General features: G+C 60.4%; 18 protein-coding genes. 3 read left to right on the top strand and 15 right to left on the bottom strand.

Annotation, left to right across the window (positions count from 1 at the left end; all coding sequences use genetic code 11):
• Positions 1-10 precede the first annotated feature (10 nt).
• Entirely contained in the window at positions 11-589 is a 579-nt protein-coding gene (locus tag OKA04_RS21530) for a class I SAM-dependent methyltransferase (RefSeq protein WP_264503287.1), read from the top strand.
• Between the two features lie 242 nt (positions 590-831).
• Here OKA04_RS21530 and OKA04_RS21525 read toward each other — a convergent pair whose 3' ends face one another.
• On the bottom strand, positions 832-2,118 hold the full coding sequence (locus OKA04_RS21525; RefSeq protein WP_264503286.1) for a glycosyltransferase family 4 protein: 1,287 nt from the start codon (positions 2,116-2,118) through the stop codon (positions 832-834).
• Positions 2,119-2,495: 377 nt separating this feature from the next.
• On the opposite strand from OKA04_RS21525, the gene OKA04_RS21520 reads away from it, so the two are divergent.
• The gene (locus tag OKA04_RS21520; protein ID WP_264503285.1) at positions 2,496-4,055 is read left to right on the top strand and encodes an MBG domain-containing protein; all 1,560 of its coding nucleotides are present in this window, start codon (positions 2,496-2,498) and stop codon (positions 4,053-4,055) included.
• 54 nt (positions 4,056-4,109) lie between these two features.
• Here OKA04_RS21520 and OKA04_RS21515 read toward each other — a convergent pair whose 3' ends face one another.
• On the bottom strand, positions 4,110-4,475 hold the full coding sequence (locus OKA04_RS21515; RefSeq protein WP_264503284.1) for a hypothetical protein: 366 nt from the start codon (positions 4,473-4,475) through the stop codon (positions 4,110-4,112).
• Positions 4,476-4,822: 347 nt separating this feature from the next.
• Between OKA04_RS21515 and OKA04_RS21510 the strand changes: the two genes are divergently transcribed.
• Positions 4,823-5,068, top strand: coding sequence for a transposase (locus OKA04_RS21510; RefSeq protein WP_264503283.1), 246 nt, complete (start codon positions 4,823-4,825; stop codon positions 5,066-5,068).
• A gap of 1 nt (position 5,069) precedes the next feature.
• On the opposite strand, the gene OKA04_RS21505 is transcribed toward OKA04_RS21510, so the two are convergent.
• The 13 genes from OKA04_RS21505 to OKA04_RS21445 form a co-directional block, all read right to left on the bottom strand.
• On the bottom strand, positions 5,070-5,885 hold the full coding sequence (locus OKA04_RS21505) for a PEP-CTERM sorting domain-containing protein (RefSeq protein ID WP_264503282.1): 816 nt from the start codon (positions 5,883-5,885) through the stop codon (positions 5,070-5,072).
• Between the two features lie 364 nt (positions 5,886-6,249).
• Positions 6,250-8,115, bottom strand: a complete 1,866-nt coding sequence (locus OKA04_RS21500; RefSeq protein WP_264503281.1) for an O-antigen ligase family protein — start codon at positions 8,113-8,115, stop codon at positions 6,250-6,252.
• Between the two features lie 292 nt (positions 8,116-8,407).
• Positions 8,408-9,238, bottom strand: coding sequence for a glycosyltransferase family 2 protein (locus OKA04_RS21495; protein WP_264503280.1), 831 nt, complete (start codon positions 9,236-9,238; stop codon positions 8,408-8,410).
• A 184-nt stretch (positions 9,239-9,422) separates the two neighbouring features.
• Entirely contained in the window at positions 9,423-9,959 is a 537-nt protein-coding gene (locus tag OKA04_RS21490; protein ID WP_264503279.1) for an LbetaH domain-containing protein, read from the bottom strand.
• Between the two features lie 54 nt (positions 9,960-10,013).
• On the bottom strand, positions 10,014-10,583 hold the full coding sequence (locus OKA04_RS21485; RefSeq protein WP_264503278.1) for a YdcF family protein: 570 nt from the start codon (positions 10,581-10,583) through the stop codon (positions 10,014-10,016).
• Positions 10,580-11,779, bottom strand: coding sequence for a glycosyltransferase (locus OKA04_RS21480; protein WP_264503277.1), 1,200 nt, complete (start codon positions 11,777-11,779; stop codon positions 10,580-10,582). The genes OKA04_RS21485 and OKA04_RS21480 overlap by 4 nt, the downstream gene beginning before the upstream one ends.
• Positions 11,780-11,790: 11 nt before the next feature.
• The gene (locus OKA04_RS21475; RefSeq protein WP_264503276.1) at positions 11,791-13,038 is read right to left on the bottom strand and encodes a glycosyltransferase family 4 protein; all 1,248 of its coding nucleotides are present in this window, start codon (positions 13,036-13,038) and stop codon (positions 11,791-11,793) included.
• Positions 13,035-14,402 carry a hypothetical protein gene (locus tag OKA04_RS21470; RefSeq protein WP_264503275.1) on the bottom strand — a complete coding sequence of 456 codons (1,368 nt, stop codon included), beginning with the start codon at positions 14,400-14,402 and terminating at the stop codon, positions 13,035-13,037. The genes OKA04_RS21475 and OKA04_RS21470 overlap by 4 nt, the downstream gene beginning before the upstream one ends.
• A 28-nt stretch (positions 14,403-14,430) precedes the next feature.
• The gene (locus OKA04_RS21465; protein ID WP_264503274.1) at positions 14,431-15,534 is read right to left on the bottom strand and encodes a glycosyltransferase; all 1,104 of its coding nucleotides are present in this window, start codon (positions 15,532-15,534) and stop codon (positions 14,431-14,433) included.
• Positions 15,531-16,418 (bottom strand): FkbM family methyltransferase, encoded by an 888-nt coding sequence (locus tag OKA04_RS21460; RefSeq protein ID WP_264503273.1) that lies wholly within the window; start codon positions 16,416-16,418, stop codon positions 15,531-15,533. The genes OKA04_RS21465 and OKA04_RS21460 overlap by 4 nt, the downstream gene beginning before the upstream one ends.
• 16 nt (positions 16,419-16,434) lie before the next feature.
• On the bottom strand, positions 16,435-17,613 hold the full coding sequence (locus OKA04_RS21455) for a glycosyltransferase family 4 protein (RefSeq protein WP_264503272.1): 1,179 nt from the start codon (positions 17,611-17,613) through the stop codon (positions 16,435-16,437).
• Positions 17,610-18,839, bottom strand: a complete 1,230-nt coding sequence (locus OKA04_RS21450) for a glycosyltransferase family 4 protein (protein ID WP_264503271.1) — start codon at positions 18,837-18,839, stop codon at positions 17,610-17,612. Before OKA04_RS21450 ends, OKA04_RS21455 begins: the two co-directional genes overlap by 4 nt.
• 237 nt (positions 18,840-19,076) lie before the next feature.
• Positions 19,077-20,252 (bottom strand): glycosyltransferase, encoded by a 1,176-nt coding sequence (locus OKA04_RS21445; RefSeq protein ID WP_264503270.1) that lies wholly within the window; start codon positions 20,250-20,252, stop codon positions 19,077-19,079.
• Positions 20,253-20,262: the final 10 nt, after the last annotated feature.

Here is a 20,262-nt window from a genome sequence, read left to right as displayed (position 1 = left end):
ACCACCACCGGTGAACCCCTGCACGCCACTCCAAGAGCGCCTGCTATTCCTCCAGAAATTCCTCTCGGCACCGCTGAGCACCGGCAGCATCGTGCCGAGCTCCCGCCACCTCACCCGGGAGATGCTCAAGCCGATCGACTGGCAGAGCTCCCGCCACATCGCCGAGCTCGGCGCGGGCACCGGCGTCTTCACCCGTGAGATCCACCGCCGCCGCGATCCCGGCTGCCGCGTCTACATCTTCGAGCGGGACGAGATGCTCCGCCAGCGCCTGCAGCTCGAGCTGCCGGACTTCTCCTTCCACCCGGACGCCTGCGACATCCACCTGCTGCCGCGGGAGGACACCGCGCCGCTCCTCGACGGCGTCATCTCCGGCCTCCCCTTTGCCAACTTCCCGCCCTTCCTCCGCGACCTGATCCTGGACAACGTCCGCTCCGCCCTGAAGCCGAGCGGCAAATTCGTCGCCTTCCAGTATTCACTCCGGCTGAAGTCCCGGCTCGAGCAACGCTTCGAACGCGTCACCACCTCCCTCGTCCCCCTCAACGTCCCCCCCGCCTTCGTCCACGTCTGCGAAGGCCCGCGGGGAAATTGACGACCTCGCCGCATCCCGTCGCCCGGTCGCTCGATAATCGCCGGTATCATCGGGAATACGGCACCCGTTTTCAGACAGCTCAAGATAGCAATCCCATCTATAGCTCCATACGCGAATGCGTAACTAGTAGGATTACGAAAATCCCGCTATCTTAGGACTTCATGAGATTTCATTCGGTGTCTGCGGTGAGCGCCCCCACGCTCCTCGCTGAAGCACCGACCACATGGGGCATTGTCGGCGGGCTATCCCGGACGGCTGAAGAGCGTCGCGAGCCGCGCGGAATTCACGCGCCGGTCGAAATGACGCTCGTGGTAATCCCGTGCCGCATTTCCTTTCTGAAGACGGACCGCCGGAGCGGCCGCTTCGTCGATGACGCGGCACAGCCCCTCGACGTCTCCCGGGGCCACGGTCCAGCCGCCGCCGCTCTCCTCGCTCCAGCGCCCGGTGCTGGATTTCACATCGCCGACGAACAGGACCGGACGCCCAACGGCGAAGATCCCCTGCAGCTTGCTGGGCAGCATGGTCCCCGACCAGGAAGACTCCAGCGATGCCAGATGGATATCGGCGCTGCGCAGATGAGCCTCCAGCAGGCGTCGGGGCACGTAGTCGTGGAGCTCCACCGGCATATCGGGATGCTCCGCGATGAAACGCTCGATTTCGACGCGCCGCTTGCCGCCTCCGAAGAATACGAACCGGAATCCCGGTTTTCCCGCGGTTCCCTTCGCCACCTGCGTCCGGACCGCAGCCAGGAACTCTCCGAAGCGATGGCCGAGGCCCATGTTTCCGGAGTACATCAGGACGACCTCATCGTCCGCCCAGCCACGTTCGCGCCGGAGCGCACGTCCTTCAGCCTCAAGCTCGCCGATCGACTTCGGCACTTCCCCTGCTTCTTCATTGCTGCTTTCCCCGGTGCCCCACAGCGGCACCCACTCGACGGTTTTGCCCGCATCCATGTGACGCCCCACCCGCTCTGCCATGTCAGGCCCCAGGGTGATCACTGTCGCGCAACGCTTCCCGCCAAAGCCGAAGCGGGCAAACGCGGACAGAATCCGGTGTTGGAGACTTCCTTCTCGCAGCATGCCGTGGGCGACCATGACATCGGGGTACAAGTCCATCACCCAGTGCGCGTGGTCCGCACCGCGGAACTTGGTCACAAGGCGCGCCAGCACCGAAAGATAGGGCGGCGTGGTCAAGGCCACGACCCGGTCCGGCTTGGGATCGAGCGTCAGGAGCTTCCACGCCACTCCCAAATAGTAGGAAGCGTAGTCCGCGAGTTTTCCAACGAAGGTCCCGCGACCGAACTTCGTGGCACCGATCCGCACCACCTGCACCTGCCTCGCGTCAGAGCGCGCCGTCCCATTTTCGGGCGCACTCTCTGGCGCGCCTGCATCTCCCGCGTAGCCCCCGGCCGCGCACAGCACCGTAACCCGATGCCCCTCCGCCAGCAGGGATTCCGCCACCGCCTCCAGCATCAGCCCGGTGGGGGCCTCGTCGGCAGGATAGTATTGATTCAGGAGGACAAAATGCACGCGAGGGTCAGTGGTTCAAAATCCCCACGCCGTGAAGCCGATTCCGCCGGATCTATCATTTTCAAGCCGGTGACTGGCCGGTGCAGCCGTTTGTTAGAAAATGGCATCTTTACCCCACCCCACTAAGATAGCGCCGATTTTTCATATTCATTGAACAACAAACGCCGACCCGCTGTCCCTAGATAAGGTTGAGCGAAGCCTGCAAATACAAGAACGAGGATATCCATCCGAAATTCGAAAATCAGCACTCCACTTCCACACAATCTAACCGACCCAGAGCAGACTTGTCTTAAGGCACGCATTCCGCTTCCTTCGCTCGCCCTCCGGTCAGCTCGCATCCTCCCCATCGCATTTGCACATGCGATTTAATCATCGTTATGAATCTCCCATCATTTCTGATGCTTGCCCTCATGTGGGCTGGCTGTAATTCCCTCCTCGCCGCAGCAGAACCTGCGGACATTTCATTCTCGGATTTGACGCAGACCTATGACGGTGCGCCAAAGCTGCCAACCGTGCTGACCCAGCCACCGGGTCTCCCCGTGCAGTGGCACATCACCGCGCCCGGAGGCGCCTTGCCCGGAACGGTCAGCTCCACGGTCTATTCCAATATCCCGGCGAAGCTGGCCTCGTCCTACACGAGTATTTCTTTCGCCACCCAGCAGACACAGGGTTTCGGCGACTACGTCAATCTCGGAGGGACTGCCCGCAAGCTCCAGTCCGTTGACGCCGTCCTCGTGACCTGGGCAAAGGCCGCCAGCCATCCCCAATTCGCCGCGAGAAATCCGGAAGGCTGGGAGCATCCGGTCAAAGTGGTGATCTACTCGATGAACTCGAATGGAGCACTCAGCTACGTCGCCGAAAAGACCCAGACAGTGTTTGTCCCATGGCGTCCGATGACCAATCCGGACGGCTCTGCCTATCTCAGCAATGGCTACGCTTTCCGCGTCAGCATTCCCTTCCCTTCGGGCATCACGCTTCCCAACCGGGCGATGGTGATGATCTCGTACAATACCGAGAAGTCCGGATTCGAACCCATCGGTACCCCAGGCCCCTACAATGAACTCAATGTGGCCACCGCCGGCCTTCCCGCCACGGTCGGCAGCAATGTGGAATCTCGCACGGTGCTCTGGGTTCGCACCGGCTCGTGGTCGTATCCCACGACCCAGACGGCCGATCCGCTGATCCAGATCGTGGCAAGTGAGACAGTGCAGTCGAACCCGACCCCGCCCGTGAATGCCGGCAAGTATCAAGTGACAGCTACCGTTGCAGGCTCGGAGGGAACAGGCAGCGCCACGACACTATTCCAAATCGCACCCGCCACCGCACAGGTCGAGATTGGTAATCTCAAACAAGTGGCGGACGGCTCACCGAAAGCCGTTTCCGTCACCTCAAGCCCCGAGGGGCTGCCACTGGAAATTCTCTACGCTGGAAGTGCCACACCACCGTCGGCAATGGGCTCCTATGACGTATCCGTGTCCGTTACCGATCCGAACTACACCGGCATCGCCTCCGGCACTCTTCAACTCGGCACCAGTATCAGCAGTTGGCTGCAGCCACTGCTGGACTCAGGAGCCATCCCCGCCGGAGAAACCGGAGACGAAGCCGACCCCGACGCCGACGGCATCGACAACCTCCTTGAGTATGCCTTCGGCCTCCATCCCGGCGAGTCGCAAAGCGGCGCAGAGGACCGTCGGCAACCATACGTCGAACTCGACGGCACCTCTATGGCTCTCGTTTATCACCGGTCAATTCACGCCGTGGATCTGCAGATCATCGTCGAATCCAGCACCGACGGCCGCACTTGGACTCAATCTCCCACCGAGGACACCGTCCTCAGCACGGACGGCGACGTGGAAACTGTCCAAGCAAAGTTGCCCGACCAACCCGAAGCCTCCATCCGCTTCGCACGCCTCAAGGTGGAAAGACTGAACGATTGACGCCGTTGACAGACCGTCTCCCCGTTACCGAAGGCGATCCATCATCAAGCCGGTTTACAACTTACCGACGCGAACCTGCGCTTCCTCCAGCCACGGGAACAAGCCGCGCTCCAGCAGCCTTCCCAACCACTCGATCTGCGCCAGCGCATCATAAACGCCTACGACCGCGGTGGCGCCACACGCGCCCAGATCGCCGAGCGCTTCGAGGTTTCCTCGGGCATGGGCAAGAAGCGCCTCGCCCAGTGCCAACACCTCGGGACCATCGAACCGCTCCACCACCGCAGCGATCGCAAGCCCGTCATCCTTGCCTCCCATCACCGCGAGATGCGTGAGCCCCCCCGACCTCACCTTGGAAGAGATCAAGGCGCACCTCGGGCTTTCCTGCACCATCCAGGCGATCCATTTCGTCCTCGCCGACATGGGGCTCACCTATAAAAAAGACGCTCCGGGCCGCCGAGCAATCCCGCCCCGATGTCGCCCGTGCCCGCAGGAACTGACGTAAGATCCGGGAAGGATTCGAACCCTCGCGCCTCGTCTTCCTCGACGAATCGGCGGCGAAAACAAACATGACCCGCCTGCGCGGGCGCTCGCCGCGCGGCAAGCGCCTGCATGCCGCCGCTCCCTGTGCTGCCGGTGGAAGACCACCATCATGATCGGCGCGGTACGCCAGAACCGCAGCACCACCTGCATGATGGTGGGAGGAGCGATCAATTCGGAGATCTTCCGGACCTACATCCGCGACATCCTGCTGCCGGAGCTTCGCCCCGGTGAACATCCTCGTGATGGACAAGCTCGGCTCCCATAAGGACAAGAAAGCGCTCGGAATGCTGGCGTGCGCCGGGGTGAAGATGCGGTTTTTGCCCGCCTACTCGCCGGCTTGCAATCCGATCGAGCTGATGTGGAGCAAGGTGGAGGCGCAGGGCGGAAACCCGAAAACAAAAACACCCGCTTTGGATGAAACCAAAGCGGGCGCAAAATGTTTTCTTCGAATTGATATCGACGCTCGATCCTGAATCAGCGGCGGCGACGACGAAGGAAAGCGAGACCTGCAAGGCCACTCAACAAGAGAGCCGAGGGCTCAGGAACTGCACGGAAAGTGAGGATGTTATCACCCCAATCCTGACCCGTTCCTTGAGAGAAGTTGACCCGGAACTGAGAGATCGTCTCCGAGGACAGACCAGCCAATGTTCCCGTGTCGATGACCGTTGGTCCGACGGTTCCTTGGAAGTAGAGCTTGTAATTGATGTCCGCACCAACGGACGTGAACTCGACGTAAACCGTGTAGAAGCTGTCTTCACCAACCGCCACAAAGGCAGGCTCGGCAGCCATTCCAATTGAGGTCACACTGAGATTCCAATTGGCGTCGGACGTCTCGGGATCGACTGGATTGCTTGGATCGTCGAAAATCCCTCCCTGATTGGTGGTCGTGAGGTTGACACTGAAAAGATTATCCCCAGCGCCATTGACCAGACTGAATCCGAAGTTGTTGCGGAACGGGTAGTCGGTGGTGCTATCCTGAAGACCAAACTGCAAGCTGATCGTGGACGTCGTGAATGCCGTTCCAACCGAATTGGAAGCGTAGAAGGAAGTGGAACCGGGTGCAGCGTAATAGGCACCCACGGAAGCCGCAGGAGTACCAGTCAGGCTGCTCACCCAAGCAAGCGGCTCCAAGTCATCGTCATTGGCCTCGCTTTGGCCCCAACCGTTGGTACCGCTGAGGGCGTCACCAGAAGAAGTGCCGGTGAAATCCGACACAAAGATCGAGGCAGCTGAACTAGCTGCGGTCAGACCCAGCGAAAGGGCCGATGCGAGAACGAAAGATCGGTACATGAGAATGCTCGGGGTGGGAATGAAACAAGGAGGGAAAAGCGAATGGCGGAGCTTATTATTCCGCGCTGATCGCAGGCTTGTCCAAGTTACCAATGACTGGCGGCGGGCTCGTGATAACGTTGCGGCGCGACGCGTGTGCCGAAATGCAGCTCAAGGCAAGAAGGGCCAAAACGAGAAACGATTTCTTTTTGGAGAGGGTCATGACGGGTGGAAGTTAGGGATTTTGTGTTAGGGGTCAATGCAAAAGACCACGCAGATGGTGACGAGACGGAAACTTAATTTGGCGAAAGACGAAGCACGCACCGTGCCCAGATGAGAAAAATCAAGACATTTGTAGGCATTGATGCTGAACGTCTCACCTAGCTCATTGAGCATCCTGTTTCCACTTCTTGGCTTCTAACTCCAGATCGGGCTGACCTTTTGCGGTTCGTTGGATTTCGACGATTGCACTTCTTTTCCATGATGGCCCCCCTCGATACTCAGGAGGAAGAGCATCAACGCGCCTCATGGCTTCCTGCCACAGCGCTTTCGTTCGCTCCACGTCGCTGGTCGACCATGCTTTTGCCTGCCGTAATGGCCCTCCAACCCACGAAGGATCGAGCGCCCTCTCGATGGCAAAAGCACGATCGGCCTCCTCAATCCGATCATCGTAGTGCAGGGCAAGAAAGCCCTTCCTAAACCAAAGCCCGCGATCCAAGGGACGCGCCTCCAGTCCCTGATCAACAGCCGCCAGCGCCTTCAACAAAGGATCCTCATCCTCGGACGGTGAATATTCCCTCCCCTGCTCCGAGGCAGCTTTTTGAGCCTCCTGGTCCTGCCGATAAAGCCGATCCGCCTCAGACCGCGCCACTTTTCCCGCAACCACTGCTGGAGTATATTTTTCTCCAAGTGTCAGCAGCGCCAGCCCAGTCAGAAGAATAAGCAATCCCCCAACTCGGAAAGGCCAGACAAACGGTCGCCGCCCAATGCTCTCCCTGTCACCCCCCCTTCCCGCCGGGAGAGAAAGCGCGAAGCACCACGCCGCAGCCCAAGCCAGCGGCAGCCGATGACCAGGAACATCGAAAACTCCGTGAACCGCCACCAACAGACCCGCCACCAAACATCCCATGCGGAGCGCCCGGGAATGCCCGTGGCGAATCCGCGCCAAGGAATAGCAGGTGGCCCAAATCACCAGGGCAGCCACACAAAGCGTCGCTGGCACCCCGGTTTCAGCCGCCAGCCAAAGCCAATCGCTCTCCGGATGAAAGCCGTCAGACTCATTTGCCGAGGCGGATGCCTCGCGATATTGGGGAAAAACACTCCAAAATCCACCAGCCCCGACCCCGGTCCAAGGCTGGTCGGAAATCATCCGGACCGCATCCTGCCACATCGGCAATCTAAAATCGACACTCCCGGCATCCTCGGCCGCAGTCGAGACCTCCTCCCAACGCCCCGCAGTCTCGGAAATCCGCTCCTTGATTCTCGTATCCGCAATCAGGAATCCACCCACCACAGCCAAAGCCAGCAGAAGCATCGCCTTCCAAGCATGCTTACCGAAGTAGCCCCGGCCAACCAAAGCCCACCAAGCGACCACACCAATCCCGATAAGCAACAGACCCGATCGGCTGACCGACCAAGCCAACAGCGCCCAAAAGCAAATAACTGTGGCGACCCCGGCAGTCGCCAAAAGACCCCATCGCCGGTCTCGGATCGATTGCACGAGCGAAGCAACCCCGGCCATCGCCCCCATCGCGAGAAACGTCGCCGTATGGTTGCGATTCGGAAAAAAGCCGAACATCTGGTCCTTCTGGCCACCCGACTTCCACGCCGACAAAAGCCCATAAGCAGCAACGCCGACCACAAACGCGATCATCATCAAACGGCGGGACTCATCCGACACCCGCTGCCCGGCCATCCATACACCCAAGACCAGCGCAATGGTGAACATCCCCAGCATCTCCGCAGCCAACCAGGGTTGTGTCGTCGTTAGGTATCCCGTCTGCAGTCCCAGCCCCTCCAATCCAACCCGCCAAGCCGGCTTCCCACCCAACATTTCCGCCGGCAAAAAAGCCATCGTCCCACAAACGACAAACCCGAGCATCAGCCACCACCACCCACGCGGCAGCACCTCCACTTGCCGCCGCGCCATCATCAGCACGCCCGCCCCCACCAGCAAAACGCCATGGGTCGTCTGCCAAGGAGCCCCCGCAGTGAAGGCTCCGAAGAAGATCAGTAAGAGGAAGAAAATCACGATTCTATTATGAAATAATCTCGTGGGCTCGCGTCTGGGTACCAAGGCGTCCCGGGCGCCTTGCCGTTATCGCGAAGGGGCATGAAGGGTGCCATCACCATCCACGAAATACGAGAACGCGGTGTCGCAGCTAACGTTCCCTGCCGTCGCTTGTCTCGCGAGAGAATAAGACCGCCCCGTATACCCACCGCCACACATTCTCGGCTGACCTACCACCATCCCAGCTTCGCGCTACCGATCCCATGGAGTTCTTGGGCACAAACCCGAATGTAAGCGAAGCCACCCAAATTGCTCAATTTTTGGACTCAAGGATCTTAAGTCTGATCTCATCAAAATACCGGCGCTTCAACCGGTTGAAAGTCCAGCCCGTGGAGCCATCAAGAAAACCTTTTTTCAGAAAGTAGGCTACCCCCCAATAGACCCAGCCGAGCCACCACTTGTCCAAGTTACGATACTTGAAGCGCTGCCTGTCGTTCAGCTTCGCCCATTCGTTTTGCCCAGCTCCTTGAAGCCAACGGTAACGGTTTGCCTCCCATGTCGAATACTCGTTGTGCTTGGCGATATAATGCTTCAGGCCGCGGAAATCATGATGCTCAAGCCGGGCAACAATTTCTCCGGTGGTCCCTTCCAGAACAGGATGCTCATGCACCTCCATGTCCAAGTGACTCCAGAAGTCCTCCGGGAATCTCTCATACTCACCGGTTCCCACGCGGAAAAGAGCCAGCTTCCGAAAGACGTCACCGTGTCGCAGTGGGTGCCCCATGAACCAATTCTCAAAGGAGATCCAATAACCCGCATGCGGGCTTTGAGGAATGACTCGTCGCAATTCCTCGATGAACGCAGGAGTCACTCCTTCGTCACCGTCAAGAAACAGCACCCATGGGGTGCTGAATGAATAATTTCGCAGTGCCCAGTTTCGCTTCTTCGGAAATTTCCCATCCCAAGCGAAGTCCATCACCTTCACTCCTGCGATTTCTGCGATATCCCGGGTCCGGTCGGTACTCCCGGAGTCGATGACTACGATCTCTGTGAACGAGTCGCCCAAGGCATTGAGACAAAACGGAAGGTTCTTCTCTTCATTGCGGACGGGGATGCAAACAGTGATAGGAAGAGGTGAAGACATGGACGAAAATAAGCTCGCGCCAAAAGCAGCGCCGAGCGGCTTGTGAAGATTTAAAATTATAGAAATACCTTGAATTATTGATACGCCGCCGGCGACATCCTAACCCTTGTCAAGCACCTGTGATTATGACAACATGCAGGCAAGCTCCCATCGAGCACTCGAATGAAATCTAGGTTAGCGTGGATTATCTCGTCCCGACCTGGCATGCTGGGTTTCCAGCAACGATGGCCCCAGCAGCTACATCTTTCATCACCACAGCCCTGGCACCTACGACAGCGCGCTCGCCAATGATTTTACCAGGACCAACAAAAGCATCGGCGCAGATCCAACATTGATCCCCGATTTCAATGGGACTTTTTATCAGAGGCATAGCCGGATCACGGAAATCGTGGCTGCCGCCGCACAGATGCGCGCGTTGGGAGATCGTAACCTTCGAACCGATTTTCATGGGCCCGAGGTTGTAAAGAAGGGCATCGAAGCCGACGGATGACCAGTCTCCGATTTCCAGCTGCCAGGGGATAGAGACCCTTGCGGAAGGATGGATCTGGACCCCCTTGCCGATCTTGGCACGGAAGACCCGCAGCATCATGCAGCGCCACCCCCATAGGAGGCGGGGACTGAAACGGAAGAGCGGCTGGCACACGGCCCAGAGGACGCGTCCGAGCAGTTCCTTCCGGGACCACTTCCGGGCGGCGCGATTGGCGGCGATATCAAGATTCATGGGTGCAGTGGGCTCGACGGGTTGTCCGGGTTGAGGAGCTGATGAAAACGCCGCTTACCAGCTCCATATGCCGTGGCGCAGCAGATAGTATATGGCGGCGAAACGCTCGCGCCGCTGGGACGCAAGATCCCATTTGGTTGGGGGGGCGGGCTTGCTCTCGAAAGAGACTGCCCATGCACATTCCGGCAATGTTTGTTTGAACACGGCAAGGGCCCTGGGAGCGTGAAACCAGTTGGTGATTAACAAGACCGTCGCGTGCTGGCGTGTGGCGATGAGGTTCTTGCAGTATTGGGCGTTCTCAAGCGTGGAGGTCGCACTGGCCTCGTGAATGAGGCGCTCCGGAGGAAAGCCGAGAGCTTGCATCTCCCTGATGATCGTGCTGCCGTCCCCGGTCACGATCACGGGAGCCCGGTCGTACTGCCGGGCCAGAAGAAGACCTTCGCGCACTCTTGCGCGGTCGCCTCCACCGAGGATGACGATGAGATCGGGGGACCAGGGAACCGGCTGCCGCTCAGGATCGGGCCAGTTGCCCCACATCGCCCAGCAGAGAACCATGGCCACCAGGCTGGCCAGGACGCCGGCGATCCATTTCCTCCGGACCAGGATGAACGTGAATCTGTTCATGGATCGTGGAGGAATGCCGGAGCGGCACCTCCGCCGAGGATCCATTCGTAGACTTGCCTCATTTGTCCGGCCACGCGATCCCAAGTGAACCGTTCCTCCACAAGCCGGCGCCCGTTTGAGCCCATCGAGCGGAGCGCGTCCCCGGAACCCGCAAACAGGTCAGCCAGACCCGCTGCGATGGAATGGCTGTCGGTGCCGATGCGAATCGCCGCCTCCGCAATGAAGCCCTCCGGCAAGTTGCAGTGCTCGGTCATGAGGACGGGCAGTCCGTAGGCCCACGCCTCGAGCACCGCCATGGGAAGGCCCTCGCTGAGGCTCGGAAGGATGAAAGCGTCCGCGCGTCGGAGCAGGCGGTCCTTGTCGGGGCCGAAGGCAGGACCGACAAATACGACACCGGTATCCCCGAAGTCATGGGATGGATCGAGATAGGTTGCTGCCGGAATGCTTGCAAACGGAAGCCCGAGTGCGGCACAGTGCATCTTGAGATCATCCTCATGGCGATTCTGGTCCCATCCGGCGATCACCAACTGCCAACGGTCGCCGCGCGTGGTTCCGGCCGTGCTGTAGGCTTTTGACCACGCGTCGAGGGCGCTCAAGAGGCCTTTCTTCGGGTGAAGCCTTCCGAGGAAGACCAAGGCTCTTGCGGGTGCCGGCGCGGGGGAGCCGACAGGGTCTGCAGGAAGCTCCACCGCGTTCGGGATGATCGCCACGGGCTGCCGCAGCCCGTAGCTGCGGATGGAGCGCGCCTCGGACTCGCAAAGGGCGTGGATGCATGCCGCATGTACCAGGTGCTTGCGTTCGAAAAGTGCACTCGCGACAAGCTTCTTCCATCGCGAATGGGCGAGCGCCCATGGATCGAGCATGCCGTGGGGCGATACCACATACGGACGACCGCGACGCTTCGATGCAAGGTGTGTGGCCAGCGATGCTCCTTGCCAAAGACCGTGCGTGTGGAGGACATCGGCATCCGAACGTGTCAGATGGCGCACCAGCCCCGGCGACATGCCGAGCGCACGCGGTCCCGTCGGCGGGAAGAGGTGGAGCGGGATGGGCTCCCAGTCACTGGCCGGATCTTCATCCGCAAGGTCGCGGATCGCGAAGGTCGTCACACCGCACCCCTGTGTTGCAAGGGCTCGTGCGAGCAGGGGCAGGCAGGCATGGATGCCTCCGGCCCTGCGGCCTGCGGAATCGGTCACGAAAGCTAGTCTCATCGTCTAATGAGCAATTCTATCAATGCGAGGTCGATGGCTGAAGCGGGTTTGGCTCCTTGCTGGAATGCCGTTCCGGCAGCTTGAATCAAGCCGTCGGCGAAGCGTTCCGGGCTCCAACTGCCGATGATTCTCCGGCTGGCTTCGCCCATCTCTTTTCTCGCGGCTTCGCCAAGCGCGGAAACCCTTGCCATCAGCGAGGACAGGGCCGCGACGTTCCACGGGGCAAAGGTCCATCCGTTCTCCCCTTCGCTTACCAGATCCCTAGCGCAGCCGCAACGCTCGGAAACCAGGACAGGCAGGCTGCTTGCCATGGCCTCGTTCACAACAAGTCCCCATTGTTCGGTGGTGCTCGCGTGAACGAATGCACCCGCTCCAGCGTAGAAGCGTGGGAGATCCTGGATCTGGCGGAAGCCCGGGAAAAATACCGTGGGAATCATGGCCGTGCCGGGCGGGGATTGTTGCTCCCATGGCGCGCACCCAGCAGCTTGCAAGCCGAGATCGCCGCACGCTGTCAACAGTTCCGCTTTCAATTCGCCGTCGCCTAACAGGCAGAGGTCCCAGGTGCCTGCATTCTTTCCGCCCACGGGATCATGACTGTAATCCCTGTAGGCCTCGAGCATACGATGGAGGTTTTTCTTCGCGATGAAACGGTTTGATGCCAGAAAGTAGTTCCGGCTTCCGGGGCCGGCCCCGATGGCGCGCCAGCGTGCTGCACCCGTGGAGAAATGGTCGTTATCAACCACGTCATACCCGGTGCTGCACAGTTCGCGCGGCAGGCCGAGTTTTTCCAGGTAATCCACGTGTGGACTGCCGGCGGCAAACCCCGCCGAGGCCAGGCCGGCGATGCGGGATTTGAGGAACTCCTGAACTGCGCGGCGGGGCTCGTCGATTTCCTGGCTATCGCTCATCAGGATCCAGGGAATCGAACTGCGCGAGCACTCCCGGATCAACGACAGCATGGCAGGATGGCTGTAACCCGCCACGGCGCATACGTCCGGCTTGATGGAAGCAAGTGCGGCACGGACGCGCCCTGGCCAGGACGACTTGGAGACCTGCTCGAGTGGAACGTCTTGCGCGACGTGGAAGACATCCGGCTGCGAGGCTTGTTCCCACGCATACTCGGACTGTGTCGCGGCCATGCCGATCCCGGCGACCTGCCAGCCGGGGGTGCGGTTCTGGCAGGCACGGAGCCGCGCGGCATGATATGGGCCGAACTGAAGATAGGCCAGAGCGACGAGCTTCATGCCAAGGGATGCCGCCGGGGCATTTTGGAAGGCGGGATAGTCCGCGGGGTTTCACGCCCCGCCAGCTGGGGGCGCATGCGTTCATACAAGCGTGTAGCCATGTAACCGAAGAGGAAGGGGAACAGCACGAGCAGGGTGAGGTCGCGACCGGTATTGAACGTGAGCCCCAGGCCCACGAGGAAAAGTGCCAGGCGCAGTGGGCTCGCCCGCTGGTGCCAGAGGCGGCTCAGGAACGCGGCCCAGGTTGCGAACAGGAAGCCAGCGACGATCGCGCCGGGAAATCGCCCGAAATTGACACATCCCTGCCCGATCATGCCGGTTGACACGGTGGCGAAGACGCCGTGGCCTATGTCGGAGCCGCCGAAGCCGCGGGCAATCGCGTAGTCGATCCCGATCAACGGCTTTTCCGGCCATAGCGCGCGCGGTATCGGGGCCACAATCTCGGCAAGGTAGCGCTCACCCCAGTTGGGAAGGTAGCTGCCATCGGCAATAAAGGTGTTGATCCAGCAAAGCTCCTTCATCATGTCTTGGCCCAGATGCTTGACCGGTTTGGATGACTCGAAGCTTGCCATGTCCTGCAGGTTCTCGTTTCCCCGGTAGCTCATGACCTGGGAAAACCAGAGCTGGACGAAGAGGAAGAGCAGGGCGGAGACCGCGGACTTGACGACGATGCCCCGCCGGTCGATGAGCCAGAAGGCGGCGAAGCCGGGCAGGAGAAGGGCAAGCATCTTGCTTCTGGTGCGATCGAACCAGAAATAGGGCCAAGTGACACAAATCATCGCCCAGGCGACCCAGCGCGTCGGTCCGCGGGCGATGATGGCAAGGACGCCCAACATGGAGCAGACGAGGATGTGGAGATAGCCGAGCGCGGCGAACAGGAATGAGTTGCCTCTGCCCACTCCCGTGAGGGGATACATCCCGAGCTTTTCATGGTGGAGGGGCGGCCATAGCAGGGCAGGCCAGAAGTCCGTATTGTGGTAGATCCCGCAGACAAATATTCCCACCCACCCTGCGATGGCGATGACCAGGGTGCGGTTCATGAAGACGGGCGAGAATTCGCCGGTCGGCCTGAGGGTGCCGCGCCGCGCCATGTTTAGCCGGGCATGCTGCGCGTCCCGGCCCATCCTTTTCGCCAAGGATGGCAAAAAGACCCGGAACGCAGCCAGGAACAGCGCGATCTGGAGGAAGGCGATGACGACGACATGCGGATCGTAGACGGCGTAATCCTCCGGCTCTGAGAGAATGTAGTCGCCGAAATACCAGAAGATCACGGTTCCATAGACCGTCACCGCGGGCTTGGCCCAGGCCCTTGTCCATTTTGTGAAAGCCTCGGCGACCAGCCCCACGCAAAGGGCGAGTGACATCCACAGCGCGAAGGGAGCAGCGCTCAGATCATGATAAATCATCGGCTGGCGGATTGGCGATTTCCAAGTAGCCCGCGATCATGCGCGACGCGGTGAAGCCCTGGGCGTAATCTTGCGACAGGGCCGCCTCGCAGGTCGGCCCGGAGAGCACCGCGATGATGGCGCGCGCGAGCGCTGCGGCATCCGCAGGGGGGACGAGGGTGCCATGAGCACCGTCCCGGAGCAGCTCGCGGCAGGCAGGCACATCGGTGGCCACGATGGGCAAGCCCGCGGCCAGGGCTTCAAGAAGGACGGATCCCAGGCCTTCCTGCCGGGTGGTGGAGAACACGAACATGTCGGCTTGTCCCAGGAGCGAAGGGACGTCGTCCCGCATTCCCAAGAAGCTGACGCAAGACCGCATCCCGAGCTGGTCGACGAGAATTTCGAGTTCTTCCCTCAGGGAGCCTTCTCCCGCCAGCCAGAGGCGGAAGTCCGGGATACTGGAGATGATCGCCGGAAGCGCTTGGAGGAGCGACACGTGATCCTTGTGGCGCTCAAGCGTGGCGACCATGATCGCCGTCGGCGCCTGGTCTGCCGTCTTGCACCGGCGCGCTTCCGCGGCAATGCGGGAGACCTGTTCGGCGCGGGAGCAGTTGTAAACGGTGTGAAAAAGCGCTGACGAAACGCCCGGAACCGCTTGGTAGGAATTCCTCACGAAATCCGAGCAGCATATGCACTTGGCTCCCAGCGCGGACAAGGGCCATGTGACGTATCGTGTAATCCAGTCGTGCTTGAAGCTCCGATTGGTGGGATTTCCACAGTGCACCAGGAGCCGGGCGTTGCCGGCGGACTTGGCTCCTAGGCAGACCCAATTGGAAAAGCCAGTGGTCCAACAGATCACCAGCTGGGGTCGCCGGGCCACGCACACTTCACGGACGCGCCGCGCGATTGCGACAAATTTGCCCTTGCCGAGTTGGAAGGTGTCGGTTTCCCCATACCAAGACGCCGCGTCCCGGAGCCTGTCGCTGAGATGGGAGGGCTGACTGTGGAGAACGAAGACTTCTTGCTCGTGCAGGCCCGTGCCCAGCCAGTCCAGGACGAGGTTGGGCGTCCCCTCTGCCCGGGGGGTTGCGAGAATGTGAAGGATTTTCATGGGGCCTGTCCGGCTTGCGAAGAACGTGTTTCCGTGAGTCTCTGGAGGACGAATTCTTCCGACTTCAAGTAGAGGGTATTGTTTCCTCCTTCCGCTTTGTCGTGGAGCCGCCGGAGGGTATTGCCCTCGGCCTCGTACTCGAATGGATGGAACCCGCATGCCGCCAACTCGTCTTCAAGTTTGCGGAGCCGCTCCAGCTGCCAGTTGTGGGAACGGAAGGTCTCGATCAGCAGGGCTTGGAGGCGGGGACTGCGCAGCGTCGAGCGAGCCCCTTGTGCAACCTCCCACTCAAACCCCTCGACATCGATTTTCATGAACTCCGGCGCTTGCTCCGAGGCCGCTTCGTCAATCGTGGTGACCTTCACCTCGATCAACTTCTCTGTCGCTTCTCCATCGGCGACCACCCGGTTGCCGGTGCCGTTGTCCAAGGTCATATTCAAGGACCCGGGACACGCGCCGACAGCCATGTTAACCGCTGAGACAATATCGCGAAATCCATTGAGAAAGATGTTCTCCTCGAGCCGGCGGAATGCCTTTGGTATCGGTTCGAAGGCTACCACCTTGCATGCCAAGCTGGCGGCGTAGCAGGCATACACCCCTGCGTTGGATCCGACGTCGTAAAACAACTCGCCGGGTCGGAGATAGCGGCTGAGGAACTGGAACTCGTCAAAGTCAAAGTCGAGCCCGACATACCAGTAGCCTGTGAGGCCCTCGTGAGGATGGATCGCCAGCTTCAATCCCCCCGGGAAGGAGGCGATTTTCGGCTTGGAGGTGACGAGTTGCCTAGCCTGCCAATAAAACCAGCGTCCCCAAGTCGTGAATGGCCTCTGGCGTGTCAAGGGATGGCTGGACAACCATTTCAGGTTCTGAACGGTCTGTTTCATTAGCAGAAGGGGATTGTCATGGGGTCGCGACCGTGGGTAGGCCTCGCCACGGCTGGACCGGATTTGCAACTGTCCCGGTGGTCCAGAGCTCTTGGAATTCACCGATGCATCGTTCCCAAGTCACCTTTTCGGACCAGCATCGCGCGTTGGCGCGGAAGCGGGCCTGGCGCACTTCATCCTGGAGATAGTATTCCACGGCATCTGCAATCGAGCGGCAGTCGCTCCCCGATTCGAACCGGAAGCCGGCATCCAGAGGGAGGGTGTCAGCCATTCCTTCATGCGCGAAGCCTGCCACTGGCACTCCGACCCGGAGAAACTCCAGGGTGGAGATTCCGAGGGCCTCGCGTTCCGAGAACAGGCAGCCCAGATCGCAAGAGGCGAGAAAGCGGACAAAGTCTTCCGGGTTCCTTGACTTGTCGATGAACCCCGCGAATTCCACCCCCTCGCGCCGTTGGAGTTCGTGGGGGGCATCCCCAGCCGCGCGCACCTGCACCTGCCATCCGCGCCGGGCCAGCTCATCGCGGACTGCGATAACCAGCATGAGGCCCTTTCGCAGCCAATCCTTGCCCACGAATCCCAGGGTAAAGGGGCGCTCCACACCCGCGCGGGAGACATGCTCCGGGAACATCCAGCCGTCGGGTAATTCAAGGTTGGCACCGGGGAGAATGACATGCACCCTGGAGGGTGGCACGCCGCATTCCGCTTTGATGGCTTCCGCAGCCCAGCGTCCCATGGTTATGACCCTCTTGCTCGCGGAATAGTTTTCCCGTTCGAGGGCGATGGCTTGTCTGACGACACGGGACGGAAGGCGGAGGTCGAGGCCCCTGCCGCTTGCCAAGGCGACAAAGGGGGCATCGAGATAGTGACTGAGCTGGCCGCCGCGGCGAGCAACCGTGGTGGCACGCGGAAAGTGTTGATTGAAGGTGATGATGTCGCCCTCCCATAGTTCGCTAGGGATTTGGGATTCGATCATGTGCAGGAACCAGGGAGAGTATTGAAACCCGCCTTTTCTGCCACGAAGGCCCTGAAGCCCGTTCCAAGCATAGCGCTGCCAGGTGATTTGCGAGAGGTCGATCCGCCACGGCTCCGTCGCGAAGCCTGCCTGACGACACGCTTGCAAGAAGTGAAACGGGATGCCACTCCAGCATCCGACTTCAGAGGCGTCGCCCACCGCTGCAATTTTGCTGCCGTTCATTCGGGGAGGTGGGTAGAGATCGCGTCGTTGATTCCTTGCCGGAAACGTCTCCACGAATGCCTGCGTGCGATTTCCTTGGCTCTGGTCCGCAAGCGGTCAGAGTCCGGGCGTGTCAGGGTTTCCGAAAGGGTTTCAAGGCGTGACTGGAGCGAAGCAACGTCGCCCGCATCACAGATAAAAATCCCGTCCTCCTCCGAACCCAGATCCGGAAGGCAGGTATTGGGCGTGCCCAGAACCGGACAGCCAGCCGAGAGCGCTTCCAGATAGACCTGTCCGAACCCCTCGACCAGGGAGGGCATGGCAAAGAGCGAGCTTTTCTGGTACAGTTCCTTCAATTCGCTGGCGGAAGCGCCTCTCAGGAGCCGCACGTTTGGTGGCATCTCGCCAAGCAGGGGAACCAAGGCTGGGTCAAGGCTACGGCAAACCAGGGTCAGGCTTGACCGCTTTGGCAAATTCGCCCGGGACCACGCATTGAGGAGATGATGCAAACCCTTGCGCCTGATGCCGGATCCGACGAACAGCACCGAGAACCCGTCGGGAACGGGAACATCCATATCATCGGGCGGCACGTCGATTCCGTAGGGCACGACAATGCAGCGCTCGGGTGCCAACCCTTGGGAGGTCAGGCTGCGCTTCGTGAACGAACTCGCGCAAATCACCAGGTCCGAGTGGCGCCAGGCGTCAATCACACGATTGTCATCTTCCTGGCGCGCGTCGGTCGCCAGCCAGTTGGTGATTCCAAGCGAATGAGCCTTTTCCTGCTGCTCTGTCAGGTCCCTCTCAAAGACGGGATGGAGGTGGAAATGAAACAGAACCTTGCGCGGGCGGTGCGAGTAATCCGCGGTGAATGCTTCCCAGGCGTAGGGTTCGTAGAGCAGAAGATCGCTCCGCGAACGCCTAGCCGCGCCCCGGGCCGCCACGGAGATGGCCCGGTTGGCCCACTGCCAAGAGCGGTTGGTCGGGTCTCCCACGATGCGGGAAAGGTGCTGCATCAACTCGATGCGGAGCGACGGTTGCACGAGCTGGTCGGGCAGGCCGTCACAAACCCGCGATTCGAATTTGCCGCGAATCTTTTCTGGCAAGCGGTTTGCCCAGGCGTCGCTCCGGCGCAAGTAGAGGCCGGTCAGGAATTTCTCCAGGGTGTTGGACTCAGCCAAGGCTAGGGGAACCTGGTAACCATCCCGGCGACCGGCAAAGGCGGCCACGAATTTGCGTGAGGTGGTCATCAGCGGGAGATCATGTCCCTGTGGACGCTGCCGTTGACATGCGTCCCGGGCTCGATTGTGGTGCCGGAAATCCTTTTTTTTCCGGAGGCTTGGCCAGCGGGCATGCGCCCGGAAGCCGGAATGCAGAGAAGGTGGTTCATGGTGGACTCTCTGTTTGGGAGCTTGGATACCATCCGCCGGTGTGATCGGCGATGGGATACCGGCGACCGGCTTGAATCAAGGTTTCTCCAAGGGAAATCAGCCTGTCTCGCGGGAGCCGCATCGGATGTCGCGGTCTTCGGGCCGGATCGTTTCAGGATCGTGATCCGCCCGGATCAGGGAGACATATTTCCTTGCGAACGATCGGGCGGAAAATTGCTCCAGCGCCCGCTCCCGCGCCATGCTTCCCAGTGCCTGTCTCGTCTTGAAATCGTTCATCAACCGGACCATGGCGTCGCGAAGTGCCGTGGGATCCCCTTGGGGAACATAGTGGATGGAATTTTCCCCAACTTCCCTCACCGGTCCGACTTCGCTGGCGATGCAAGGGAGGCCATAAGCCATTGCTTCGGCCAAGGCGTTTCCGAGCCCCTCCATTTCAGTCGTGCAGTAAGCGAAGAGATCCCAGTGGCGCATCGAATGGTAAACATCAGGCACCATGCCGAGGAAGGCGACGTTGGCGGAAATGCCGAGACGGGTTGCGTGGGATTCCAAGGCCTCACGCTGGTCACCGTCGCCGGCGAGCTCGAGCCGGGCGCCGGGCCACTGGGCGAGCAGCAACGAGAATGCCTGAAGCAGCGTGCGGTGATCCTTGATCGCGTCCAGGCGGGCAACCATCCCGATGACAGGCGATACTCCCGCGATAATTTCGCGAGGAGCGTAGGGCAGGGCGGGAGGGTTCTTGATCCCGTTGGGAACCACGACCACCGGGAACCTCTTGAGGTAGGCGCTGCGCTGGAATGAGTCGGCAACATACCGGGTACAGCAGACATATGTGGCCTGTGCGCGGCGCCCCAGCCATTTTTCGCGTATCAAGAAGCGCAGGTCGGTCCTGGAGGAGAGATTGTTGGCCGGATTGCCACCATGGACGAGCACGGTGCCGCTGAAGTCGCGCAGTGCGGCGAGAATTTCCGGAAGGCATACCATGCCGTGCCAGATGACGACCCCGTCGACGGAATCCTCCAAAACCTTCCGGGCAAGCGAGCGGATGGAGCGCCTTCTTCTGGCTGAGTCCAGATGCGTGACAGTGGCCCCTGCAGCCTCCATCTCGGGAGTCATTTCACCCGGGGGACCAAGAATCATCACCTGATGGCTGACCCCGGCAGCTTCACGGATCAGGCAAAGGGAATTCGCTTCACAGCCGCCGCGATCAGCTCCAAGCAGGATATGGACAATCTTTGTCAATTTGCGTGCTTCAGATTCCTGATGTTCGAGCAAGGTTGATTTG

The sequence above is a fragment of the Luteolibacter flavescens genome (assembly GCF_025950085.1).
Taxonomy (GTDB): Bacteria; Verrucomicrobiota; Verrucomicrobiia; order Verrucomicrobiales; family Akkermansiaceae; genus Haloferula; species Haloferula flavescens.
The sequence above is the reverse complement of the archived record's forward strand: the minus strand, read 5'-3'. Positions and strand labels throughout refer to the sequence as shown.